This window comes from Ponticaulis koreensis DSM 19734, from assembly GCF_000420665.1.
Classification (GTDB): domain Bacteria; phylum Pseudomonadota; class Alphaproteobacteria; order Caulobacterales; family Hyphomonadaceae; genus Ponticaulis; species Ponticaulis koreensis.
The window spans coordinates 186735-211126 of the sequence record NZ_ATVJ01000001.1 but is presented as its reverse complement, the minus strand read 5'-3'; the positions used below and the strand labels follow the sequence as shown (position 1 = coordinate 211126).

Annotated in this window: 29 protein-coding genes; 18 read left to right on the top strand and 11 right to left on the bottom strand. The window is 54.2% G+C overall.

The features are described 5' to 3' along the window. Positions 1–104: 104 nt before the first annotated feature. Positions 105–1001, top strand: a complete 897-nt coding sequence (gene rarD / locus G523_RS0101145; RefSeq protein WP_022693174.1) for an EamA family transporter RarD — start codon at positions 105–107, stop codon at positions 999–1001. A gap of 4 nt (positions 1002–1005) precedes the next feature. Here the strand turns inward: rarD and G523_RS0101140 are convergent, their stop codons facing one another. Together G523_RS0101140 and tsaD are read right to left on the bottom strand one after the other, a co-directional pair. Beyond that, positions 1006–1536 (bottom strand): response regulator, encoded by a 531-nt coding sequence (locus G523_RS0101140; RefSeq protein WP_022693173.1) that lies wholly within the window; start codon positions 1534–1536, stop codon positions 1006–1008. A gap of 226 nt (positions 1537–1762) precedes the next feature. Then, positions 1763–2890 (bottom strand): tRNA (adenosine(37)-N6)-threonylcarbamoyltransferase complex transferase subunit TsaD, encoded by a 1128-nt coding sequence (tsaD, locus tag G523_RS0101135; RefSeq protein ID WP_022693172.1) that lies wholly within the window; start codon positions 2888–2890, stop codon positions 1763–1765. A gap of 47 nt (positions 2891–2937) precedes the next feature. Here tsaD and hemC point away from each other — a divergent pair, with 47 nt between their 5' ends. The 9 genes from hemC to G523_RS0101090 all read left to right on the top strand — a co-directional run bounded on the left by hemC (position 2938) and on the right by G523_RS0101090 (position 12198). Further along, a complete protein-coding gene (hemC, locus tag G523_RS0101130; RefSeq protein ID WP_022693171.1) occupies positions 2938–3885 on the top strand; it encodes a hydroxymethylbilane synthase in 948 nt (315 codons plus the stop codon). 2 nt (positions 3886–3887) lie between these two features. After that, on the top strand, positions 3888–4607 hold the full coding sequence (locus G523_RS19955; RefSeq protein ID WP_022693170.1) for a uroporphyrinogen-III synthase: 720 nt from the start codon (positions 3888–3890) through the stop codon (positions 4605–4607). Positions 4608–4630: 23 nt separating this feature from the next. Next, positions 4631–6061, top strand: coding sequence for a hypothetical protein (locus G523_RS0101120; protein WP_022693169.1), 1431 nt, complete (start codon positions 4631–4633; stop codon positions 6059–6061). Next, positions 6058–7527 carry a heme biosynthesis protein HemY gene (locus tag G523_RS17365; RefSeq protein ID WP_022693168.1) on the top strand — a complete coding sequence of 490 codons (1470 nt, stop codon included), beginning with the start codon at positions 6058–6060 and terminating at the stop codon, positions 7525–7527. Before G523_RS0101120 ends, G523_RS17365 begins: the two co-directional genes overlap by 4 nt. Beyond that, positions 7528–7920, top strand: coding sequence for a hypothetical protein (locus tag G523_RS0101110; RefSeq protein WP_022693167.1), 393 nt, complete (start codon positions 7528–7530; stop codon positions 7918–7920). 67 nt (positions 7921–7987) lie between these two features. Continuing rightward, complete coding sequence (locus G523_RS0101105; RefSeq protein WP_022693166.1) at positions 7988–10030, top strand: copper resistance system multicopper oxidase; 2043 nt, start codon at positions 7988–7990, stop codon at positions 10028–10030. After that, the gene (locus G523_RS0101100; RefSeq protein ID WP_022693165.1) at positions 10027–10836 is read left to right on the top strand and encodes a copper resistance protein B; all 810 of its coding nucleotides are present in this window, start codon (positions 10027–10029) and stop codon (positions 10834–10836) included. The genes G523_RS0101105 and G523_RS0101100 overlap by 4 nt, the downstream gene beginning before the upstream one ends. A 75-nt stretch (positions 10837–10911) precedes the next feature. Continuing rightward, positions 10912–11424: a DUF305 domain-containing protein gene (locus tag G523_RS0101095; protein WP_022693164.1), complete on the top strand. Its 513-nt coding sequence runs from the start codon at positions 10912–10914 to the stop codon at positions 11422–11424. A 21-nt stretch (positions 11425–11445) separates the two neighbouring features. Next, positions 11446–12198, top strand: coding sequence for a MauE/DoxX family redox-associated membrane protein (locus G523_RS0101090; protein WP_022693163.1), 753 nt, complete (start codon positions 11446–11448; stop codon positions 12196–12198). Here the strand turns inward: G523_RS0101090 and G523_RS0101085 are convergent. Then, positions 12195–12650, bottom strand: a complete 456-nt coding sequence (locus G523_RS0101085) for a group III truncated hemoglobin (protein WP_022693162.1) — start codon at positions 12648–12650, stop codon at positions 12195–12197. The genes G523_RS0101090 and G523_RS0101085 overlap by 4 nt on opposite strands. A 245-nt stretch (positions 12651–12895) precedes the next feature. Between G523_RS0101085 and G523_RS0101080 the strand changes: the two genes are divergently transcribed. From G523_RS0101080 to G523_RS0101045, 7 genes are all read left to right on the top strand, one after another. After that, complete coding sequence (locus tag G523_RS0101080) at positions 12896–13237, top strand: hypothetical protein (protein WP_155802553.1); 342 nt, start codon at positions 12896–12898, stop codon at positions 13235–13237. Between the two features lie 11 nt (positions 13238–13248). Then, complete coding sequence (locus G523_RS0101075) at positions 13249–13671, top strand: hypothetical protein (RefSeq protein WP_155802552.1); 423 nt, start codon at positions 13249–13251, stop codon at positions 13669–13671. 422 nt (positions 13672–14093) lie between these two features. Next, positions 14094–14492: a hypothetical protein gene (locus G523_RS20780; RefSeq protein ID WP_155802551.1), complete on the top strand. Its 399-nt coding sequence runs from the start codon at positions 14094–14096 to the stop codon at positions 14490–14492. Positions 14493–14526: 34 nt separating this feature from the next. Next, positions 14527–14697: a hypothetical protein gene (locus G523_RS20775; RefSeq protein ID WP_022693158.1), complete on the top strand. Its 171-nt coding sequence runs from the start codon at positions 14527–14529 to the stop codon at positions 14695–14697. A 476-nt stretch (positions 14698–15173) separates the two neighbouring features. After that, entirely contained in the window at positions 15174–15575 is a 402-nt protein-coding gene (locus G523_RS0101055; RefSeq protein WP_022693156.1) for a hypothetical protein, read from the top strand. Positions 15576–15579: 4 nt separating this feature from the next. Continuing rightward, a complete protein-coding gene (locus tag G523_RS0101050; protein ID WP_022693155.1) occupies positions 15580–16935 on the top strand; it encodes a relaxase/mobilization nuclease domain-containing protein in 1356 nt (451 codons plus the stop codon). Positions 16936–17015: 80 nt separating this feature from the next. Then, positions 17016–18254 (top strand): Fic family protein, encoded by a 1239-nt coding sequence (locus tag G523_RS0101045; protein ID WP_022693154.1) that lies wholly within the window; start codon positions 17016–17018, stop codon positions 18252–18254. A 26-nt stretch (positions 18255–18280) separates the two neighbouring features. Here G523_RS0101045 and G523_RS0101040 read toward each other — a convergent pair whose 3' ends face one another. Together G523_RS0101040 and G523_RS0101035 are read right to left on the bottom strand one after the other, a co-directional pair. Further along, positions 18281–18571, bottom strand: coding sequence for a hypothetical protein (locus G523_RS0101040; protein ID WP_022693153.1), 291 nt, complete (start codon positions 18569–18571; stop codon positions 18281–18283). A gap of 1 nt (position 18572) precedes the next feature. Continuing rightward, positions 18573–19088: an antirestriction protein ArdA gene (locus G523_RS0101035; protein WP_022693152.1), complete on the bottom strand. Its 516-nt coding sequence runs from the start codon at positions 19086–19088 to the stop codon at positions 18573–18575. A gap of 233 nt (positions 19089–19321) precedes the next feature. Between G523_RS0101035 and acpS the strand changes: the two genes are divergently transcribed. Next, positions 19322–19741 (top strand): holo-ACP synthase, encoded by a 420-nt coding sequence (gene acpS / locus G523_RS0101030; RefSeq protein WP_233347247.1) that lies wholly within the window; start codon positions 19322–19324, stop codon positions 19739–19741. Positions 19742–19745: 4 nt separating this feature from the next. Here acpS and G523_RS0101025 read toward each other — a convergent pair whose 3' ends face one another. From G523_RS0101025 to G523_RS0101000, 6 genes are all read right to left on the bottom strand, one after another. After that, a complete protein-coding gene (locus tag G523_RS0101025; protein WP_022693151.1) occupies positions 19746–20618 on the bottom strand; it encodes a nucleoside triphosphate pyrophosphohydrolase family protein in 873 nt (290 codons plus the stop codon). Further along, entirely contained in the window at positions 20608–21660 is a 1053-nt protein-coding gene (locus G523_RS17360) for a nucleotide kinase domain-containing protein (RefSeq protein ID WP_051134783.1), read from the bottom strand. Before G523_RS17360 ends, G523_RS0101025 begins: the two co-directional genes overlap by 11 nt. A gap of 113 nt (positions 21661–21773) precedes the next feature. Beyond that, positions 21774–22598 (bottom strand): thymidylate synthase family protein, encoded by an 825-nt coding sequence (locus G523_RS0101015; RefSeq protein WP_022693149.1) that lies wholly within the window; start codon positions 22596–22598, stop codon positions 21774–21776. Further along, positions 22599–23477: an ImmA/IrrE family metallo-endopeptidase gene (locus G523_RS0101010; RefSeq protein WP_022693148.1), complete on the bottom strand. Its 879-nt coding sequence runs from the start codon at positions 23475–23477 to the stop codon at positions 22599–22601. It lies immediately after the preceding gene. Beyond that, the gene (locus G523_RS0101005; RefSeq protein WP_022693147.1) at positions 23477–23836 is read right to left on the bottom strand and encodes a helix-turn-helix domain-containing protein; all 360 of its coding nucleotides are present in this window, start codon (positions 23834–23836) and stop codon (positions 23477–23479) included. Before G523_RS0101005 ends, G523_RS0101010 begins: the two co-directional genes overlap by 1 nt. Continuing rightward, a complete protein-coding gene (locus tag G523_RS0101000; RefSeq protein ID WP_022693146.1) occupies positions 23833–24135 on the bottom strand; it encodes a hypothetical protein in 303 nt (100 codons plus the stop codon). Before G523_RS0101000 ends, G523_RS0101005 begins: the two co-directional genes overlap by 4 nt. Between the last annotated feature and the right edge of the window lie 257 nt (positions 24136–24392).

Sequence of the window (24392 nt, the reverse complement as noted above, 5' to 3'; positions counted from 1 at the left end):
CTGCCGACATTTTTGTGTGGCGGCGAATTTTTGTCTGACAGGCCTCATGAAACGGGTGTATTGGCGCGTTGAAACTGTCTAACCGGAGCGGAGGGGGTTAAAATATGTCACCTGACCAACGCTTCGGTTTTATGTCCGGACTGGGCGCCTATTTCATGTGGGGCCTGCTTCCGCTTTACCTGAAATTGCTCGATCACATTGCGCCGACAGATATTCTCGCGCACCGGGTTGTCTGGTCCGTGCCGACCGGCGCGCTTTTGCTGATTGTTGCCGGACGTTTCCACGAGATATTCGCAATGCTGCGGCGCCCGTCCACGCTCTGGCTGGTTCTGTCTTCGGCGTTGATTGCGGGAAACTGGCTTACCTATATCTGGGCCGTTACGAATGACCGGATTATCGAGGCGAGCCTCGGATATTTTCTGAACCCGCTTGTAAATGTCGCGATTGGTGCGGTGTTCTTGTCTGAGAAGCTGCGCCGCCTGCAATGGTTTGCCGTCTCTATCGCGGCGATAGCCGTCATTGTCGAAACGATTGCGCTTGGCCGTCTTCCCTGGGTGTCGCTAATCCTGTGCTTCAGCTTCGCGACGTACGGATATATTCGCCGGCAGGTGCAGGTGGATGGCCGTGTCGGGCTGACGCTTGAAGTGCTGTTCCTGCTGCCGGCCGCATTGATCTGGTTGGCTATCGTGGCTCAGCAGGGTGGTTCGCTCATCGGTGGCAGTATTCCAAACCTGCTCATGCTGATGCTTGCAGGCCCAGCTACGGCGTTTCCGCTTATTCTTTTTGCGCTCGCGGCGAAGCGGCTCAAATTCTCGACGATTGGCATCATGCAGTATCTGGGGCCAACCATGCAGTTTCTGCTGGCATTGGCCTTTGGAGAGACGCTGACGTCTCTGCGTCTCGGCACATTCTCGCTGATACTTGTCGCGGTTATTCTATTTTCACTGGATGCTTACGGGCATGACAGGCATTTGCGCCGAAGCGCGCTGCGTCCGACCTGACGGATCAGAAGCCGACTGTGTCGTCTTTCATGATGTTGTCGATATCGTCCTGCATGCGGTCATGGCGACGTTCAGGTCCGCGATAGTGCGGATCATCGCGGCGGCGACGGTCCGGGCCGAAATAGTTTGGTGCGCGGATGAAATCGCGCGGCTTGTTCACGACTGACACAATGCGACTGTAAAGCGTTTGCGCATTGATCGGCTTACAGCAGAACTCGGTCACACCCGCATCGCGCGCTGCGCGGACCTTGGAAGGCTCTGAGTGCGCAGTGATCATGATGATCGGCACATATGGGTTCGGGGAGTCGTGAGAATTGCGAACGAGCTGGGTAAATTCGATGCCATCGAGTACTGGCATGCGGTAATCGAGGAATATAAGATCAACCGGTGTGGATTTGATGACTTCGAGCGCGTCCGCCGGGTCCTGAACCATGTGCACTTCGTCAAAGCCGTAGCCACGAACCATCGTCGCAAGAATGCGCAGCATGTGGACGTTATCATCCACAATCAGAACAGACAGATTGTTTGCCCGCATTATCCCAATAGCTCCGCACACCAATTAGAGCCTCATGTTTACGCGTTAAGTGTTAACAGGCGGATATTGAATTTAAGTAATCTGCCGGTGAATCGGTTTTGGCTGTGCAGAACAAAGAAAAGGCTTCGAACCGGTGCCGGTCGAAGCCTGAAAGTATTTGCCTAGTGTGTGAGATCGATGAAGCATCAAACTCAAATCTGTCTTTGCGATTCCCGTGCCAGGTGAATCAGGCTTTAGCGCCCCGTTTTCCGCCGCCAAACACCGGATTTGTCTCAGCTGAGGCCTCATCAAGGGGCCATCTTGGTCGCGCGGCGAGATCCAGCGGTGAAACTTGTCCCGAAATGAAACGCATGGCGCCGGCATAGGCGATCATGGCGCCATTGTCGGTGCACCATTTCAAAGGCGGGGCGTGAAAGCTGAAGCCTTCTTCTGAAGCAAGCTCGGTGAGGGAGGTGCGCAGAGCCTGATTGGCGCCCACACCGCCTGCGATTACAAATCCGGGTTCACCCGCAAAATTCATCTCTTCGCGAACAAGCTGCATGGCGCGGCGGGATTTCTCGGTGAGAATTTCGCAAATGGTTTTCTGAAAGCTCGCGGCGATATCGCAGAGTGCCTGATCGGTGAGTTCCATTTGCTGGGCTTCACGCAGCACCGCAGTTTTGAGGCCAGCAAACGACATATCGAGGCCCGGCCGGTCGAGCAGCGGGCGAGGCAATTTGATGGCGTCAGGATTTCCATCTTTGGCGCGGCGTTCAACTGCAGGCCCGCCCGGAAAGCCAAGGCCCAGAACTTTAGCCGTTTTGTCGAAGGCTTCACCGACTGCGTCATCAATGGTCGAACCAAGGCGACGATACTGGCCAAGCCCCTCAACGGCAATAAACTGGCAGTGTCCGCCAGAGACCAGAAGCAGCAGATAGGGAAACTCAACCGGCTCGCTCAGGCGCGGGGAGAGCGCGTGGCCTTCCAGATGGTTCACACCGATAAACGGTTTGCCAGAAGACATGGCGAGCGCTTTGGCTGTCATCATGCCGACCATTACCCCGCCGATCAGGCCTGGTCCGGATGTCGCGGCGAAGGCATCAATATCGGCGACCGTGACGCCAGCGCGTTTCAGCGTTTCTTCGACAACGCTGTCGCAGACATCGGCATGCGCGCGGGCCGCAATTTCAGGCACCACACCGCCATAGGCTTTGTGATCGTCAAACTGGCTGGCAATGACTTCGCCGAGTATCTCCGGCACGCCGTTCTCAAGGCGTAGCACGGCCGCAGCTGTTTCGTCGCAGCTGGTTTCGATGCCGAGAATGATCTTAGCGCTGTCTGGGGCTTGCTCCATGATGGGCGCGGTTGTAGCCATTCTGGTCCCCGACGCAATGTCCAAGATAGAAAACAACTGGCAATTATATGAAAACGCTTCGTATCGGCACTCGTAACTCTCCTCTCGCGCTCGCCCAATCTGAATGGGTGGCATCCCAGATTGAGGCGGCATCTGTGGGTGATATCAAGTGCGAGCTGGTGAGCATGACGACGAGCGGCGACCAGTTGCAGGATCGCAGCCTTCTGGCGGCGGGCGGCAAAGGCCTGTTCACAAAAGAGCTGGACATCGCGCTTGAGGAAAACCGTGTCGACATTCTTGTGCACTCTTTGAAAGACGTGCCCGTTGAGCTGCCGGTCGGTCAGCGCATCATTGCGTATCCGGTGCGTGAAGACCCGCGCGATGCTTTCGTCAGCCTGAAATATGAGAGCTTTGATGATCTGCCTGAGGGCGCGACGCTTGGTACATCAAGCCTGCGCCGCCGAGCGTTTGCGCTGGCGCGCCGTCCGGACCTGAAAGTGGTCGAGTTTCGCGGCAATGTGCAGACGCGTCTCAAAAAGCTGGGCGATGGCGTCGCCGATGCGACCTTCCTTGCATCTGCTGGTCTGAACAGATTGTCTCTTGAAGAGAAGGTTGGTCGCCCGCTCGATCCGAATACCTTCCTGCCAGCGGTCGGGCAGGGCATTCTCGGTATCGCAGCCTATCCGGACCAGCTCGACGAGGACGTGCTGAAATGCGTGGCCTCGCTTAATGACGTTTCTGCTGAGCGTGCCGCGATTGCAGAGCGGGCTGCACTTTATGAGCTGGATGGCTCCTGTCGAACGCCGATTGCTGCGCATCTTTTTCATGAGGGGACGGGTGTCTATCGCCTCGTTGTTCGCACGGCTGATCCGTCTGGCACGCCTTTTTATGAGGCTGAAGAAACGCTGGAAGGGCTGGAGCTCTTCCTTCAGGATTTCCATGAGATGGGGCTGAGCGCCGGTCGTAAATTGCGAGAGCAGGCGGGCGGAAAGCTTCCTCATCTGGAGACCGAATAGACATGAGGCGAGTGCTGGTAACGCGGGCAGAACCGGGTGCCAGTGAAACGGCGGCGCGGCTGAATGCGATGGGGCTCGTCCCGCTTGTCGCGCCAGCGCTGTCCATTAAGGCGTTTGCCCCTGAGGCCGATTGGCCGCCGCAAGACGGCGAGCGTGTGATCTTCACAAGTGCGAATGGTGTGCGCGCGTATGTCGAAGCAGGCTTTCCGGTTTCGGTTGATGCAATGTGCGTCGGCCCGGCGACAACCAGCGCCGCTGAGGAGGCTGGCTTTCGCGCGATCTGGAATGCGGACGGAAATTCAGACGCGCTCGTCCAAAAGATCACTTCCGACTTCGAAACCCATGATGGTGCCTGGGTGCATTACGCCAACGATGCGGCAGCAGGTGAGGTGTGCCGCAGGCTGAACGGTGCTGGTTTTGCGGCGCGCTTTGTCCCGCTTTATGGCGCGCGGCCAACGCAGCGTCCTGTTTCTCTGGAACAATTGCAGTCCGGCGACGTAATTCTCCTGCATTCGGCCAAGGCGGCTGATGCTGTGCTAGGCTGGCTGGATGAAACGCCCGTTGAGACCGGTAAGCTCATGCTGGTGGCAGTATCAGAACGTGCGGCAGAACCGCTTAAGCACCTTCAATGGCATTGTGTTTCCTGCGCATCAGGGCCAAATGAAGAGAAGCTGCTCGAAGCACTTCAAATTGCCCTCAAATCGGGGCTATCATCGGACTGACTTAACCACCCAAGGCCCCTGTTATGGCTAGCGCTGAAAATCCATCCGAATCCGAACCGATCGACGTTGAATTTACGCCGGCTGATCAGTCTGAAACGAGTTCAAAAACAACCGCATCATCATCAGGACCTGGATGGATCGGTCTGATCTCTGCCGGTGTGCTTGCAGCCCTTGGTGGCGGCGCAATCGGCGTGGTGGCCAGTGGTACTGACGGACGTTATGCGCAGGCTGCCGAAGTCGCTGTAGATATTTCCCTGCTTGAAGATGCAGATCGCACAATGACGACCCGCATCGACAATGTTCAGGAGCAGATGCGCACGTTGAATGTTCGTCTTGAGGACGTTGCAAGCCGCGAAGCCGAGCTGGAAGAAACACAAGGCGAAGCACTCGCCGCGCTGCGTGAAGATATTGCCTTCCTGAACGCGCGCTACATGTCTCTGCTCGGTGTTTCTGACAACGCGCCAGTTGACGGTGAGGTGGTTGCGCCTGCGGAAGACGGAGCGGAAGCGCCTGCAGGACCGGAAACGGATGGCGACTCAACGCCTTTGCCACGTCCGGAAATCTCACTTGCGGCCCTCATGGACCGGCTGAATGCAATCGAGGCGCTCGATCCGACCGGCGAAGCCACGCCGCAGGAACTGGCGCGCACGGTTGCATCGTTACAGGAACGCACATCGCAGCTTGAAGCTGTCGATCAGCAATTTGCTGACGCAATGGATGCGCGTGACGAAGCTCTGCGTGAGCTTGCCCAGCAAATCGGAGCGCTTGAAACAGAGCTCGGCGCTGTAGATGAGCGCATAACGGGCGCGGCCGAAACGGATGCTGAGCGTCAGCAGGCAATTGCAGACATGACTGGTGACCTCAATGCGCTGCGTGAAGTCGTTAACGAGCGCATTAACAGCGTTGAAGCTGCCCAGCTGAATGAAGATGAGCAGGCGCTGGTGCGCCGTGCCGACCGGGTTCTGGCGCTGTCTTCTCTTGATGCTGCGGTTCAGGATGGCGGCCCGTTTGGCACCGAGCTTGAAGCGCTTGCTATTCAGCTTCCGGCCAATGCGAGCGTGTCGACGCTTCGTCGTCTGTCTGAACAGGGCGCGCCATCTATTGAGGTGCTCCGCCGCCGTCTGGAAGACTTGAAGCCGCAGGTCGCGCAGGCGGGTATACCTGAGCCACCATCCGGCGAGTGGGCGTGGCTTGGCGATCTGCTGTCCGGCGTGGTGACTATGCGCGAAGAAGGTTCAGCAAGCGGTGAAACCGCGACGCGCCGCATGGATGTCGCGCTTGAACTTCTGGAAGAAAATGATTTGCCAGCAGCCTTGCGCGAAATTCGCATGGTGGAGGGGCCTCAGGGTGAGGCGCTTGCCGGCTGGCTTGCGGATGCGCAGCGCCGTGCACAGATCAATCAATTGATGAACCGGCTACGCCGTGACGTAATGGACGGGGGCAGCGCACAATGACCAAACTTTTCTGGCTCCTTTTGACCGTCCTTCTGGTTGGGGCGCTCGTCGTACTGGCCATGTGGGCAAACGATATTCCATGGCGCTTTGTTCTCGAACGTGAGAACCAGCCGGATGTCGTGCTGACACTGACCGGTGCAGCAATCGCGCTTCTGGTTTTTGGCGCTGTGATTGCAATTTTCTGGGCGTTCGTAACTGGTGTGTTCCGCCTGCCGACCCGCATCAAATCCATGCGCCTGCGCTCTCGTAAGCGCAAAGGCAATGAGGCGCTTGCAAATGGTCTCCTCGCCATTGAAGGCGGGGATATTAAAGGCGCAAAACGTCTGATCGGTAAGGCGCTTTCTGACGCCGAAGACGAACGCCTTGCGCTCCTTCTGGATGCTATGACGGCAGAGCAGGAAGCTGACTGGACGCGCGCCGAACGCGCTTATGCCGAACTGTCCCGTAAACCGGGTGCGCATCTGGCTGGTCTTCGTGGCCTGACGGGCGCTGCGGTGAAGCGCGGCGACTATGGCATGGCCATTGAGCGAGCGCGCGAAGCCCTCGAAATGAAGGGTGAAACCGGCGACTGGCCGTTCCGCTCTCTGTTCGAGATCTACGTCGCACGTGGCAATTGGGAAGAAGCGCGTACTGTGCTCGCTCAGGGCGAAACGAAGCGTCACATCACCTCGGATAATGCCCGTCGTCGCCGCGGCGTGCTTCTGACGGCTGAGGCGTCAGACATCATGTCGACGGACCCTGAAGGTGCTGAGCGCATTCTCTCTGAAGCGCTGAAAACCGATCCGGCATTTCCTCCGGCAGCTTATCATCTTGCGCGGCTCCAGCTTGCGCGTGATGCGATTAAACCTGCAATCACATCTCTGGAGACGGGCTGGAAATCTCACCCGCATCCAGCGCTCGCGCTGGTGGCAGAACGTCTCGATGATGGCGAGGGTAAATCGGGTGGACGTCGCGCGACCAACGCTCTGATTGCGGCAAACAAAACCCATCGTGAAACGGCCTTGCTAAAAGCTGATACGGCGATCGCTCAGGGTGAGTGGGAAGCGGCAGAGAAAGCGCTCGCACCTCTGCTTCAGGGCGGGGCGCCGACAAGCCGCGTTTGCCGTCTGATGGAAATGATCTCTTCGGCGAAACATGATGAAGGTGCCGCGCGCACATGGTCTGAACGCGCTGCGTCTGCTGCGCGAGAGCCGGAATGGAGCGACATAGATACAGACGGCACAGCTTTCATGTACTCCAAGGATGACTGGGCTCGTATGGTCTATGCCTATGGTGACTCAGGCCAGCTGATCCATCCGCGTCATGAGACCTACCGCGCCGAGCTGGATGTCGCGCGCACGCGGGCTATCACCTATTCCGCACCCGCTCAGGCGCCTGCGCCGGAGCCTAAAGCGGCGCCGACACCGGGTGACGCACCGGGCACGTCTTGCGCTCCGCCGCCCGTGGACTATATTCAAAAGCCTTAGATGATTAAGCAGCTGCGCACATACGTCCTTCTCCTGCTCACCCTCAGTCTTGTTGGTGTCCAGACGGCGTGTGCCTGCAATCATGAATTTGCGCTTCAGCAGCAGGCTGATGCGAGCGATCACTGCCATGAAATGGCAATGATGGATGCTGGGCACGGCATGCCTGCACCTGTGCTTGAAGATGACTGTGATCATGTGCCTGCGACCGAGTTCATGGCGGTCCGTAGTGATTTGGACGACAGCCTTGTTCAACCTGCTCTCGATCTGATCCTGGCAGTTCAGTATGCGGCTGTTGAGACCAGCATTCCCGATACGCTTCAAAACCTTGAGGAATTGCGGCCCATACCGCCGCCTGATCGGCCCTTTGCGCGGAAGACCGTCTTTCTGAATTGAATCTCCTCTGATGCCGGGCCGCGCAGGGCTTTCGACTGCGCATGTTTTCTCGTCACAGAGGTTTTCCATGTTTAATCGACGACATTTTCTGAAGTCCGGCGTGGGCGTTGCCACCACGCTCGGCGCCACCAGCCTTCTTCCTGCATGGGCGCAATCCGCGTCGCACGGGAATATGGGGCATATGCATCATAGCGCGACCGAGTTCGACCTGCATGTCAGTGAATTTCCGGTCAATATCAACGGCCGGACGGGGCAAGCGATTGGTGTAAACGGCACTGTCCCTGCGCCGCTGATCCGTTTCCGTGAAGGCGACGACATTACGCTGCGCGTCCATAATATGCTGGATGTCGACACCAGCATTCACTGGCACGGCCTGCTTGTGCCGTTCCATATGGACGGCGTACCGGGCGTTAGCTTCCCGGGCATTCGCGCGGGTGACACCTTCACCTATCGCTTCACTGTGCCGCAAAACGGCACATACTGGTATCACTCACACTCCGGTCTGCAGGAGCAGGTTGGCCATTATGGTCCGATCATTATCGATCCGGCGGGCACTGATCCTGTCGAGTATGACCGTGAGTATGTCATGGTGCTTTCCGACTGGAGCTTTGAAAGCCCGGAACGCATCTATGAAAAACTGAAGACCGTCAGCCACACATACAATTTCCAGGAACGTACCATTCCGGACTTCCTTGAAGATGCCAACGAGAACGGCCTGTCCGAGACGCTGTCCGACCGCGCGATGTGGGGACATATGCGCATGAGCCCTCGCGACATCGCAGATGTCACCGGCTCGACCTATCACTTCCTCATTAACGGCCATTCGACCGCGGATAACTGGAATGGCGTGTTCAATCCGGGTGAGCGGATACGCTTGCGGATCATCAACGCCTCTGCGATGACGATTTTTAACGTCCGCATTCCGGGGCTGCCGATGAAAGTGGTTCAGGCCGACGGGCTTCACGTGCAGCCGGTCGAGGTCGACGAATTCCAGATGGGCGTCGCGGAAACCTATGACGTCATCATCGAGCCACAGGATGATCAGGCCTATGCGTTCGTCGCTGAAAGCATTGACCGGTCAGGACAGGCTGTCGCGACGCTCGGACCACGTCCGGGTATGCGGGCACAGGCACCTGAGCTTCGCGCAATCCCGACGCTGACCATGCGCGATATGGGTATGAACCACGGTTCGATGGGGCATGATATGTCGGGCATGGATCATGGCTCCATGGATCATTCCGGCCATGACATGTCAGGCGGCATGGATCACAGCGCAATGGGTCACGACATGGGCGGCATGGACCATTCTGCGCATATGGCGTCAGCACCAGAAGAGGCGGGCGACTGGCCGGTCGAGCGTCCTGATCTCGCAGTCGGGCCGGGCGTGGTAAATATCAACGCCATGCCGCTTTACCGGCTGAACGAGCCTGGCCTCGGGCTGGAGAATGTGCCGCACCGCACGCTCAACTACGAGATGTTGCGAAGCCTTGAGCCTAATCCGGATACGCGTCTGCCAGATCGTGAGATCGAGATCCACCTGACGTCAAATATGGAACGCTATATGTGGTCCTTCGACGGGGTGCGTTTCGCTGACATTCGTGAGGCGATCCAGATGCGAGAGGGTGAGCGCGTCCGCGTGACGCTGGTCAACAACACCATGATGACCCACCCGATCCACTTGCACGGCATGTTCTTCGATCTGGTGAATGGCGGCGGAAATCATCGCCCGCGCAAGCATACGGTGAACGTAAAACCAGCAGAGAAAGTCTCGTTTGATGTCTCTGCAGACCATGTGGGTGACTGGGCGTTCCACTGTCACCTTCTCTACCACATGATGGCGGGCATGATGCAGGTTGTGTCTGTTCTCCCGGATGCAGCTGGCGCAGCGCGCCGTGATGAACAGCTCCGCCATATGCAGCATCAGGGTATGGATCATTCCGGCCACGGCCAGATGGATCACAGCCAGCATCAGGGCATGGACCATTCCGGTCACGGTCAGATGGACCATAGCCAGCATCAAGGCATGGATCATTCAGGTCATCAGATGCCCGCCGCCGAGCCGGAGGCAGCCGCGACACAGCAACATAACCATGGAGGGCATCACCGATGAGACTCTCTTTGACTTTGGGGCTGCTTCTCGGCGTCGCCGCGTTCGCCCTGCCAGCCTTTGCCCAGCATGGTCATCATTCAGAACGCGAGGCACCTCTCTGGTCTCAAGCCGATGAAATCTGGGGCGAAGAGGTGATGGAAGAGTCGCGCAATGCGCTCGTCCACCATCACGGGCGCATGGCAACGGATGCTGTTGAGATTCACCGTTTCGAGCTTCAGTCGCGTGAGGATGAGGATGTCATCCTGCTCGATGGCGACATCTGGTATGGCGGCGATATCAACAAGCTCGTCGTGAAAACCGAGGCGGAATACAGCCTCGATCATAGCGAGTTTGAAGAGATAGAAGTGCAGGCGCTCTGGTCGCATGCAATCTCTCCATATCTCGATGTGCAGGCTGGTATCCGCCATGATTTCGAGCCCGATGGTTTAAGCCATGCTGTGCTCGGCCTTGAAGGCATGCTGCCATACCGGTTCGATATGGATGGTGCGTTCTTCCTGAGCGAAGAAGGTGACCTGACAGCGGGCGTTGAGGTGGAATACGAGCTGATGCTTACGCAGCGGCTTCATATTCTGCCGCGCGCTGAACTTGGCTGGTCTGCACAGGATATTCCCGAACGCGGTACAGGCGAAGGCTTCACGAACGGTCAGTTGGGCGTTCGTCTGGCATATGACATTGTGCGTGAGTTCGCGCCATTCGTGGGTGTCGAGTGGCAGGGCAGTCTTGGAGAAACCGAAAACATTCTAAGTGCTGCTGGTGAAGACACTGAGCAGACTGTTTTCGTGATCGGGTTTCATGCCTGGTATTAGATCGCGGGCCGCTTTTCGGAACCAACGGTATATTGTGCCGTTGGTTTTCTGATAGCAGCCTGACGGAGAACAGCTTTGAGTGAATCTGCTCAGAAATATCTACGCTTCTTTGTGATGATCGCCGTGTCTATGGTGGTGATGTACGGCGTGATGTATCTGCATACCTACGAGTTGGACCATGTTCACTTCAGCGAAACACGCCTGTTCATGACGCTCCTCATGGGGGCCAGCATGATGGTCGTTATGTTGTTGTTTATGCTTCGCATGTACGACAACACTTTGATGAACCTGACTACACTGTGTGGGGCAGTGGCCCTGTTCATTGTGGCGACGTGGCTTGTGCGTTCACAGGCAACCGTTGGCGATGAAGCATATATGGATGGAATGATCCCGCACCATTCGATCGCGCTGCTCACAAGTGAGCGGGCGGATATCGAAGACCTCCGCGTGAGGGAGCTGGCAGATGGCATTATCGCCGCTCAGAAACGCGAGATAGCGGAAATGAAATGGTTATTAGAAGATATTGAACAGAACGGTCCTGCGACGACGCAGGAAGACGTGAATGCGCGTCCGGTACCTGAGTTTTAAGGCCGGTCGCAGGGGGCAAGGATGACGAACGAAACCAAGAAAACTGCCGTACTGTATCGCATGGTGATGCCGGGCCATATTTGCCCGTACGGGCTGAAATCACTGGACCTGCTCCAGCGCAAAGGGTTTGAGGTCGAAGACCACCATTTGACTACGCGCGAAGAGACTGACGCCTTCAAAGCCGAACACGATGTCAAAACCACGCCGCAAACCTTCATCGAAGGTGAGCGCATTGGCGGCTATGACAGTCTGCGAGATCATTTCGGACTGGACCGTGTGAAGCCGGGCGAAACGACTTACCGACCGATAATTGCGATCTTCTCAATGACCTTCCTGATGGCCGCGGCCCTTGGTTGGCTGCTGCCGGGGCCTGTTATCGGTGTGCGTCTGATCGAGCACTTCATTGCCATTTCAATGTGCGTTCTGGCCGTGCAGAAGCTGCAGGATCTGGCGAGCTTTTCCGGTCAGTTTCTGGGCTATGATCTTCTTGCGCGCAAATGGGTGCCATACGCCTACATCTATCCGTTCGCAGAAGGCTGGGCGGGCATTCTCATGCTTGCAGGGTTTGCGACCTTTATCGCCGCGCCGGTTGCGCTGGTAATCGGTACGATTGGAGCGGTGTCGGTCTATAAGGCGGTTTATGTGGACAAGCGCGAGCTGAAATGCGCCTGCGTGGGCGGCAACAGCAATGTGCCGCTCGGCTTTGTCTCGTTGACGGAAAACATCATGATGATGGCGATGGCCATCTGGATGATGGTGAAGCCGCTGCTTTAAGCGTCGATAACACCGCCGCGCATATCGGGACGGTAAAACAGCGCCAGCTGAAAGCTCTTCCCGATGCGCACCGCACGATCAATAAACCAGTCCTCGGCCTCCTGGGTCGGGGCTGTGTCTTTCAGCGTCTGATAAAAAAGTTCCAGCCATGTTTCGAAATGCTCTGGCTGAATGTCTTTAAGCGCCATGTGCTTTGGCATTGGGCGCCCCTGATAGCGCCCTGTCGAAAGTACCATGCTGGACCAGAAATCCTTCATCGTAGACAGGTGCGGCGCCCAATGGTCACCGATGGCGCCCTCGAAGATCGGGCCGAGTGTCTCGTCCGCGCGGACACGGGTGTAAAACTCGTCGATCAGGTCTGAGATATAGGCCTCATCCACGCCCATTGCGGCGGCCTCTGCCTGCTTTTCTGCGATACGTTGTTCGGCTGAACGCTGGCGCTTTTCCGTCACTTCAAGGCCTCCTGATAAGGCCTTTATCTGGGGCGGCTGTTACAGGCTTTCAATGTGACAGGTGGTATCGGTGGGCGCCGGCTGAGGGCATGGGGCATGCAGCAGTTTGCTGTTTTGCATCGCTCCACATCATTTTTCTGGTGCATTCGCTGTGCTTAATGCATCCTACGGCGGAATGGAGTTCCGTTTGCTAGGGAAGTCACGATCTGCAAGGCAGTTCCAAGCGAGGCTATTAAATGGTGGGAATGGACGAACTTTGGCCAGAGATTGAGCGATATCAGTCCGAGCTGGACTTCTTCCTTTCGAAAATAAAAAATGTTCGTGCTCTCGATTCTGGTGCGATGGAAAGGTTTGAGGCGGAGAGTCAGGCACTCGCTCGCTTACTCAAAGATCAGCCATTCATTCCAAAATGGGTTTTGTGGGGGATGAGGTCTGCGATTAAATCCCTTCGCGCCGATGCCCCATACATCAGGGGAGATCAGTGTGCGATGGAGGAATTGGCCGACCGATTAGAAATCACCTTCGATCTCATTTTATTGGGAGAAGATCACGAAGATCGAAGGCCCGGCGTTCCGCGAATCCTATGAAGGACCCAAAAATGGAATATATAGCTTCGTTGAACGCCCCGCAGAGAGTGGAAGCCACAGGCTTTTCTATGGTTGATAGTTCATCACATATGATTGCACTGCTGGGTCGAGGTGAGGACTTTCGTCATTTTCTGACAAATGATGTTGAAAGTGAACTGTATGTCCAGACTCCAGGTGCCCAGCTTTTGTCCATCACTTGCAAGGAGACTCCGACAATCAAGTCGCGTGCGGTGCAAACTGATCCGGGCGGGAGAGCTATTTTGGCAGATGTGAGCGTTACATTCCCGCTCGCTTTGCTTATAAAGATGGCTGACCGTTCTCTCTGGCATCTTGATGTTGAGCACGGTTACGACGCTGTGAATGTGCATATGAATGATGGCCGACGGACTCTGACTCAAAATTTTAAGGTGATAAACCATCGACGAGTATCTTAAGCAATCCGATGCGTTGCATGGGGTAAGGTGCATTCTGCGTAGCAATGCACCAGAAAGAACCGGTGCGCATGGGTTCAGGTTTCTGGGGCTATCTCATTGTTATCCCGGCCGCAGCGAGGCGAAGCGGTGCTCTGCAGACACGGGACCTGATGGCGGGAAAATGCATGTTTCGGGTCCCGGATCAGCAGTGCATCATTATCATGCTGCACAGCATCCGGGATGACACGGGGTCGTGCTTCGCTCATTCCTGCGCAGGCAGGGATCTGGTTTGACATGGCTGGTCCAGTTTCCCGCCTTCGCGGGAAAGAGCGAAAACCTATCAAAACGACAGATCCCCGCGCCGGCGGGTATCGCGCGTTGCGCGCAACACCGCCCTACATTTTCTTATCCAACCCCACCGCACGCCACCCTAAACTTGGGGTATGACCCCCGCGCCATCATCTGCCCCTGATTATACATCGCTGACGATCGGTCAGCTGATCGGGCTGAACCTTGCGCGGCTTTATGCCTGGTGCCTGCGGCTTCACGCGTCGGGCGAAATACGCGCGCCGCATGACCTCGTTCGGATGGTGATTTTAACCGACGCTATGGTGCATTCCTATGTACGTATGCTGGCCTCGACCCAGCTGGAACGGGCCGGTTTTACCTTCGCGGCTAACGCGATGCGTACTCCGATGGGTGAGCGACAAACGCGTAGGTCGGCTCAAGCCGAAGGTGGAGCCGACAATTTAGTTTGCTCTCGCGCACCCTCGGTGCGCACAGAGCGCGCTCACCTCCGCCGAGCTTATCGATCGTCTCAAAAACACAATCGAAAATTTTGAACGGGCGGAGATACTGGCGAGCCATCTGGCTCGCGTGATCGTCTGCGCGCTGGTGTTTCTTGAGCCTGAAGAACGCACGTCTCTCGTGTTCGGTAAGCAAACGGAATCAGTGTTCCCGACTTCCCGTCAGATCACCGCACAACAAGAGCCATGGCCGCCGCCCGTTCGTATCCCGGAGCGTCAGCGCGCATTCGAGAACCATTAAATCTGAAACGCCATTCATGCGTGGGACTCACAAGCAGCGCGTAGGCGCAGGTGCCACAGCGTAAGCTGACACAGCACCGAGCAATCACAAATATAAACGCGGCAGGGAATCCCTTGCGGCGATAGAGGTGTATCTGATTGCGCTGGAACTCTCTCAACACCGCAGATACCCGCGAAGGCGGGGATCAAACACAATTCATTCTTAAATCCGTGCCACTGGCGCGAATGTTTTGGGCCCGACTCCATACAGCGGCAGACCTGCCGCCGGGCTTAAAAGTCCGCCTTCGCCTCGGCTTCGGCGCGACATCCGTTTCGCGCGCTACACGCTATCGCGCTGTAGCGAAATTTTTCGAAGAAAAATTTGCGAAAGCGGATGGTGTCCTTGGACGGGGATAGATTAAACACCATTTTCGACGAATTACATGATTGGGAAGCACAGCTTAAGCCTTACTCGGCTGAGCTGGAGGAGCTGGGACTATGAAGGCCAGTATCCTCAAAACACGTTTCGTTGGCGCGGTGTCTTGCGAAAAGCAGAAGCCCTCTACACTCACAATAAGATTGAAGTCTGGAGAGCGGTCCTATCTGGAACGTCGAGCCGGAAAACATTCGCTCAGCGCCTATGCCCGAACGAAGCTCTTCGGTGAGACGTTTCGCGAAACATCTATTCAACCAAAGGCCGATCATATCGTTTTGGCCCAGTTGTTGGCCAAGCTTGGACAATCATCTCTTGCACAAAGCATGGCCGTTCTGGCATTGGCCGCGAAGAATGGGGCGCTTCCTGTTCTGGATGATACCGAAGAAGCCCTGCAGAAGAGTTGTGATGATATCGCCGAAATGAAGTCCTTGCTGATGCGCGGTCTTGGAATCAGCGAGGAATAGTCAGGTGATCATCAAAGCATCTCAAAGGGGCGGCGCTAAGAAACTCGGCCTTCACCTACTGAAGACCGAGGAGAATGAGCACGTCACCGTGCATGAGATGCGTGGATTCGTGTCAGATGATCTGATTGGCGCGATGAAAGAATCGCATGCGGTAGCCCAAGGCACAAAATGCCAGAAGCACCTCTTCTCAGTCTCATTCAATCCGCCGTGCGAAGCGGATGTCACCGATGCTCAGTTCGAGGATGCCGCAGATCGATACGAGGAAAGTTGCGGCCTTTCAGGTCAGCCGCGCGCGCTCGTCTTTCATGAAAAGGAAGGCAGACGGCACATGCATGCTGTTTGGAGTCGCATTGATGCCGAAACGATGAAAGCGAAGGAACTCGGGCTCTACAAATACAAGGCGCGAGAACTCTCCAAGCAGTTATATCTCGAACACAACTGGCAAATGCCGCGTGGGCTGATCGATGCTCGTGAAGCCGATCCGCGCAATTTTACACTTGAGGAGTGGCAGGAGTGCAAGCGCATGGGAAAGAATGCGCGCAATGTGAAAGGCCAGGTTCAGGATTGCTGGGCGATTTCGGATAATCGGCATGCTTTTGAAGCGGCGCTTTCCGAAAACGGTATGTGGCTCGTCAGGGGTGATCGACGAGGGTATGTCGCTGTTACTCATGAAGGTGAGACGATTTCTCTGTCGCGATATATCGGCAAGAAATCTAAAGAGCTTGAGGCAAAGCTTGGGAAGGCCGATGATCTGCGCTCAGTAGACGATACGAAGGCCTATATTGCTCAGGAGCTCTCTCCGACTTTTGAGCGATTGATTTCGGAGGCAAAAGATACAGCCGAGGAAAAGCGCGCGGAATTGGATTCTCAGCGTATTGAACTGGTCGAACGACAGCGAGCCGATAGACACAAATTATCATCCGACCAAAAAGAGCGTTTTGACCGAGAAACGCTTGAGCGTTCTGCTCGCCTGAATACTGGTTTGCGAGGGCTTTGGGATCGCCTGACAGGACGGCACAGGCAAATCATTCAGGAGAATATGGATGCAGCCAATTCGGCCAATGAACGAGATCGGCATGAGCGCGAAGCGCTCGTACGTGCGCAGGCAAATGAGAGACGTAGGCTCCAGTCAGATATTCAAGCTGCGCGCGAGCGTGAGAAACAAATGCTGGATGATCTTTATAAGGATCGTGCGAAGCTGGACGTTTATGAAGAGCCCGTTGAATCGGTCGCCTTTCCAGAGAACGACAGGCTGGAAGCGCTCAGACAACAGGCACAAAACGACACTCAGGATCGCTTACAGAGGTTGAGGAACAATGACCAATCAACAGGTTATCAGGGACCTGAATTGGAGCGTTAAAATCCCGGCCAGAAAAGCGGCCAATTATCCGGACAAAAATTATCTTCTAAATAACGCAACATAATGATATTATTGAATTTATGATCGATAAAAAAGCGGCAAATAAAGCGGCCAAAATCGCGGACACGAAAGTGGCCGAAGATCGCGGTGAATCTCCATTTTCGATGGAGCCCATGCTACCAAGCGAGGGCGGCCCGAAATATGACGAGATTACCGATCTTGTTGTAGAGCTGACAAGTTGTTCGACCGATTTGCGCAGCAAGCTTCCCAAGGGCGTTGTCGAAGCGCTCGCCGACCTCGTGCGCGCAATGAATTGCTATTACAGCAATCTGATCGAGGGACACGACACGCACCCGATAGACATCGAACGCGCGATGCGCAGCGATTACAGCAATGATCCCAAGAAACGCGATTTACAGCTCGAAGCGCGCGCACACATCGAAGTGCAGGCATGGATCGATGCGGGCGGCTTGCGTGAGCATGTCAAACTCAGCTCGGCTGTTCTGGATATTCACAAACGTTTTTGCGAGAAGCTCCCCGATGATCTCCTGTGGGTGGAAAATCCCGAAACGGGTGAAAAAATCAAAGTCATTCCGGGCGAACTCAGACACCGTGACGTCAAGGTAGGTCATCACGTTGCGATCAGCCCAGGAGCACTGCCGAGATTTCTGGATCGTTTCGATGAGGCCTACGACAGGCTCGGCAAAACCAGACGGATCATTTCTGCCGCAACCTCCCACCATAGGCTGTTATGGCTTCACCCGTTTCTCGATGGAAATGGCCGCGTCGCGCGATTGCTCTCTTACGGGCTTTTGCATGACGTTCTCGACACTGGCGGGATATGGTCGATTGCGCGCGGTCTCGCGCGCAATGAAGCGGACTACAAGAAGCATTTAGCGGCCTGCGATTCAACGCGTCGCGGCGATATGGACGGACGCGGCAACCTCAGCGAGGGCGCGCTGCGAGAATTCACAAAGTTCTTTCTTCAAATCTGTATTGATCAGGTGATCTTTATGCGCGGCCTTGTCGAGCCCGAGAAGCTACGCGCGCGCATTCTGGACTGGGCGGAAAAAGAACCGGACTTACCACCGCGCTCAAGCGTTGTGCTGGAAGCGGTTCTGTTCAGAGGTGAATTGCCGCGCAGTGATGTTGCCGCGCTGCTTCAAGTGGCGGACAGAAGTGCGCGCCGTGTTACTTCTGCATTGCTCGATAAGGGTGTCCTCACGTCCGCCAGCCCGAAAGCAAACCTGAAGCTCACCTTTCCTGCGGCGCTCGCGCATGAATGGATGCCAGGTCTTTTCCCTGAGAAGAAAGATTGATGCGGAAATATCAATGCAAGGGGAACTCAGAAGAGTTCGCCTTGCGCCGATTTTTCGACATGCTCGCGCCATTCCGCAGACTGAGCACGCGCATCAAGCCAGCTCAGAATGCAATCGACTACATTGTCGAATTCAGCTTCGACGCTGCCAATCGGGATATGATGTGAGAGATATCCCGTCGATGTGATCGGCAAGGGCGCTCTCGCTGGTTCTATAACCTTAATCTCGATGTGAGAAATGACGTTCCATTTGACAGGGGCGTAGCGGACGCAAATCCTGATCCCCTGCCACTCGATTTCGTGGGTCTGGTAGCACATCTTATCGGCTCCAGAAGACGTGGATTTCTTCAAAGCCAAGCTCAACGGCCAGAACATCATTGACCGCAAGGTCACGCGCCATACGCTCATAATCGATGTAGTATTGCAGCGAGTCCGGAATTGGCGTGGTCTGCTCTGTTAGCTCTTCCGCAAACTCGGTCAGAGATTTGTAGACGCCAGCATAATCGTCTTCGAGCGCTTTGCGCGCTGTCTCCAAATCTCCGTAATATGTGACGAGCTCCGCGCCTAAGCGGCCGTGCTCTTCGATGAATTCGGCCTGCTCTACGACACTTTGAATACCCTCGTATTCAGAGATATTCAGCCCTTCAAAGCCTTCAGAATCATGAATCGCCCATTCTTCCGCGTCGGGCATCGGAGAGGTTTTCAAAACCTCGTTGATCTGATCCCAGATGGCATCTTCGCCGAGTGTGACATCGATCCATTGCCCGTGCAGATAGCCGTTACTGTATGCCGCCAGACAGGCAACATAGATTCTGATTTCTCCTTCGTTTTTCATTTTAAAACCTCCGTCAGGTAAGGGTTGCGCATGCAACCTTGGCCTTCGCCGAGAACGGGGTGTGCAAACGGAGATGAAAATCGACGGCGGGCGCAGCAGGCTTGCCTGTGAGCCTCGGGAGACCGTCTATTTTAATCGAAGTGCGCTGAGGGGCTGGCCCATAAGTGAACAGTTTCGTTGAAATCGAACTAAACAGCATTGCTTCATCTTAGTTCAACTGGTGATTTTACAATTTGAAGAATACTGTTGAGATGCAAAAACTCGAGGAGAATGACTTGATACTCGGACACGGTGTCGACATCGTCGATCTAAAAACTATGGCGGCGTTCCAAAATGATGATGGATGGTTGAAGCGTTGCTTCAATAATGAAGAGCTGCAGAAAATTCCAGTAGGTCCAACGCGTAGCGCCCACATCGCGGGTAGGTTTGCAGCGAAGGAAGCTGTGCTCAAAGCATTGGGATGTGGTTTTGGAGACGGGGTTGCTTTAACCGATATTGGTATTAGCAGAGCCGATGGAGCGCCTCCGGACGTGGCGCTTACGGGAGGCGCGGCCGCTTGTGCAAATAGGATTGGCATAACAAAGCTAAGCCTGAGTATATCGCATTCTCAAACCGTTGCGATAGCCAGTGTTATTGCGACTTCCGATGCCTGATTGGTTACTCTGAAATGCATTTTATGGTTTTAGTTTCTTGGTCGATTTCTAGAACACCTCCTTTGGATGCTGCGATTAGTCGCCAAACCATATAGCCTTGCAAGATAGCATTTTCCCAATCAGCTGGTGTTCGTGTTCTAACTTCCAAATGACCAGTCATATCTTGAATCGTTCTCAAAAGACCATAGTCAAGCCGGGTGACACCTTCGAGAAAATTATGTCTTCGGGCGTATTCGAAAATCAGTGCTGACAAACCCTCCTCGATGACGATGGCTCTACCGCCGTCTTCGATTTCATCGATATCGGGTGCGCTACGTCTTTTTGCTCCAATAATAGCTCTTGTAACTGGTGACCAACCAAGGACAGCCGCAAATGCGAAGTGAAACACGTCATGAAATCGATATCCGTCTTCAGCGTAGGAGTTGTCAGTTAAGTCAGCGCCAATTTTGCGACCATCTAACAGGATGCGAACCTTTTTTTCATCCAAGCTGATGATTTCGATCCTCGCTCTGCGCGGCAGCTGCTGTTCGGCTTCAAAATCATCGTCAAAAAACTGTTTTGCCGAACGTTGCCGCAGCCATCGGGATTCAATCTTCTCGATGTTTTGCGATGCAACATCGCTGAGCTTAATATCAAACTTGGTGGCGACGTTTGACACGTACCACAGGAGGTCTCCAAGTTCTTCTGCGACTTTAGATTTGAACAAAGTGTGTGCGTCGCCGTCACGCAGATGTTTTTTGTATTCGCTCAAAAGTTGGCCCGCTTCGCCGGCTAATCCTAGCATTGGAACGATTACGGCGTCTTGATGCGATGTGGCTGCTTTTGCTGGCACCCTGTCGGTGACTTCCGCTCGTGTTTGATAATCGTCAAAGTTCAAGGGCAGACTCCGTGTGATGAAGACCCTGTTCTGAGTTCAGTCGCCATTTAGGAGGGTAAAATGGGGCCTCGATTATGCCTGAACAGCGAAATTTTTGTTTGATTCGAGTTCGGCCAGATATACCCGCAATGTTTGGATGGGCGACGCGTGAATATTTATCGATTTCACAGAACAAATTTTGGCAGTCGATGAGTTGCAGCCTTCGGCCCCATAAGTCTTGAAAAGATAGGCCCAGTCGTTCGAATTCGATTTCTTGTCGGTCAGCCATAAATCTGATCAACTCAGCCTCAGATAGGCCGCCCGTGTCTGTAAAGCACTTGCGGATACCATCTTTGGCGCCGGGGCCTGGCACCACAAAGTCCATCTCGCTGAAATTAGTGATTTCGCTGTAGTTGATGTCCGTAATAAACTGATAGGCTAGAAAATCACCCATCGTTGGAAATGATTTGATTAATTCAAAGCCGTCCTGCATTCGTGGCAGCTGGGCCAATCGATCGGGAACGCGCTGAGCCATCATTAGTTCAAGCAACTCAAGATGGTTCATATGTTTGCTTGCATGACCGAAAGCTTTTGTGCCTGGGGGCATTATATACGCTGCCGAATAAATCGTTCGGCCATTCGATTTAGCGTTCGTGAGTAGGTTGTTGAATGAGGTTCGGCTATAGTCTTCCCAAGTAATTGGGCCGAACTCTCTTTCCAGCATTTGCCAAGTTTCAATCTTATTGAAAAGCTTGAACAGCATTATGCGAAAAAATATTTCATCGACTGTATTTGGTAAGTCGTTTCTATAGATCACGTCACGAATGAGAAACTGACTAACCCTATCCGATGCGCGGTAAGCGTTTGTGAACTTGTAGGTTAAAAGAATGGGGTCGCTAGTCCAAGGCTGCTTGTGTCCAGACAGTCTGTGAAAAAAAATAGACTGCCTCTCGGTGGCAAAACGCCAATAGGTATCGAAAGCTGGGCTTGCTTTAGCGGGTTCGATCCTTGCGAACACATAAGGCGCTTTTGTCAACATCGGCTGGGGTTTGTCGGTATTCATTTCGAAGTCAAAACTTCCTTGAGCGTTGGGCGTATTGGAGGATGACTCTGATGCTGCGGAGCCGCCTAAGCTCATTACACTGTCTGCCAAATCGTTTGTTCACTCTTCTGCATTTACTGCGTTAGAGTCTGTGCCGGTTCGTGGTTTTCGACAAGCGCCTTGGCTATAGCGACAAGTTGTTTCAAAGCTGGATCAGACTTAGTGATCCGTTCAAGCTTTGCCACTCCGACCATAACATTCAAGCGAACCAGTGCAGTTCCCATCTGCGCGGCCATGAATTGACCTAGATGAAGTAGACCAAGGTAATTGCCATATGCTTTGTCGAAGAGTTGTTGCGTCGCATAAAAGGCATTCAGAACAAGACCTGCGGTTGTAGGTTCAAAACTGACGTGCTGAAGACAAGGAAAACCTAGTTGAGCGCTAGCGACATGATCCTTTCTCGCGTCAAATACGGTTGCTTGTAACATCGAACGTCTGACCGATGTGCGCTTCTGATATTGAGATAATATCCATTCGAGTTGATTACCGTTACATGGCGCTCCGTCGTACATAATCATTCTTTGAAAATACAAACCTCGACCGTTTAAAGACTTTTTTCTCTCTTGCATGCGGGGGAAGCTGCGTCTGTATAGATCGAATAACGCATTGCGGTCCCCTCCGACGATCTGTCTGTAGCGTTCTGGAAAAATCGTAAAAGCGACATTTTCGATGCTGGGACGTCCTTTAGTCGAGAGCACTGCATCCAATGCTGAGTAGACGGGGTCAGACGGATCATCGATGTACTGTCCATTCACACAGTCAATCGAAAGAATGAGTGGGGCGATTTCCGTTCCTGGATGGTCGAGAACGTATAAAAGAGCTTGTGCCCAGGCCTTGGACACCGAGTTCTGAGCAATGAGCAGCGGTTTCGTTGCAGCGGTGGTCCTCGATTTCGACATTCAATCATCCTCTAAATGTCGGTATCTTGCGAGGCCGATGTATGCTTTGCGAGATACCCGCGCAAAAGCTGACCATTCTGGAGCACGTACTTGCCCGATCCCGGGAGAAGAAGCTTGGTAGAGCGCCGCGTTCTTCAATCGGCGAACTGGCGTCAATTTTGAAGCATCGACGATGGTGTCTTTAGGAAGAAGAAGCAGACTTCCGACCTCAATGTCGATCAGCGGGTTTTTACGTTTTGCGCCCGCCACGATGAGTGGTGTGGAGATATCTTCGCCGAGTAGTAATGCACGAATAGACTTCGGCGTGTGGCGCTTCATTTCGCCAGCTCTACTGCGGGACATCAATCCAAGTCCGCTGGAAAGGTGAGTAATCAGTGTCGAGTAGCCGACTCCAAAATCACAAGCGATTACGTATAGCTGCTGAGGTGTGGCATCATCAGGGGTAATCCCCCTGATGTTGAACGAAGCTCTAACCGCGATTGCTGGCATCAGGAGGTGGGCCGCGAATGAATCGGCGAGCAATTCCTTTGGGTCCGATGCGCCATATTTACTCGTGTCCTCTTGAAGCTCATCAATTGAGCTTCCATGACCAAAAATATGATGCCCGAGCTCATGCCCGCAGTTGAAAGCACGTCTGGACAGCGGCCGTTTCGATGACAGATGAATATGGGGCTTGTCTGCCTTTTGATACATGCCCTCCATATTGATGTCATTGAAGCGTACGGTCACGCCTATCTTGTGGCAGATGTCGTAGATACATGTCGGCGAAAACTGATCCAGGCCAAGCGACTGACGTACATTCGAAACGGCTGTCATGGCCGAAGTGGCGATGCCCTTTTTGTCCGCATTGCTAGCGCTCAAATGTGCTTGTACACGCATCAGATTTTCTCTCCGCCGGTGTCGTTAGAAGAGCGCATAGCCGCTATCACTTTCAAAAGGCGGGATAGATCATCAGGTTTTAACTTCGCTAGTTCTCTCGCCGCCAATTCCAGCTTTGGGTCGTCAGGACTTATTGTTTCTGGAGACTTCCCTAGTACCCAGTCAGGACTAATATCGTAAATGTCGCAAAGCTGACTCAGTTCATCGGCGGAAACGCGGCGATTACCAGCTTCGATTTCGGAAACGGAGGGTCTGTGCAAGCCGAGTAGTTTTGCAACTTGTCCTTGTGATAGGCCAGCCATTTTGCGTGCTTCTTTCAACCGAGCATGCATTGAGTTGACTTGCGGATCGACTGTCATGCAGCGGCTTCCTCGGCGTCATTCGAGGAGGCGATCTTGCAAACCGTCGCAGCGATTTCTGACAAAGACAGCGCTTTCTTGCTTTCCTTATCCATGAAAATATTTTCGTCGTTTGGGATTTCGGCCCCGATCTTTGCCGCTAGCATGGTTGTGGCTGCTATCCAAACTTTACTGTCAAATTGAGGAACCTCTTCTGCTGGGACAAGTGTGCCTGTCAGCGGTGGGCACTCGAGCCCGCTGTTATTCTGAATTTCAGCAATGATGTTTTTGAGTGCGGTTTCAACCTTAGTGGCGTCCATGACGTATGCTCCGTTCTTACAAGTGGTAATATAATCTTACCTAGTAAGTTGTCAAGGAGCAGTTCTGAGAGAACCGATTTCAGAAAAAACGAGTGCTGGACTGGATTGATGCCAGCAGTTCTACTTAACTGAAAAAAGTGAAAAGCGAACGCAGGTGGGGATGCAACGGGGCGGGCGCAGCCACCGCCCTTTGCCGAGCAAGCGCAGCGCGGTGAGCACTTGAGGCTGTAAGACAGCCTCCATCTTGCGGAACGTAA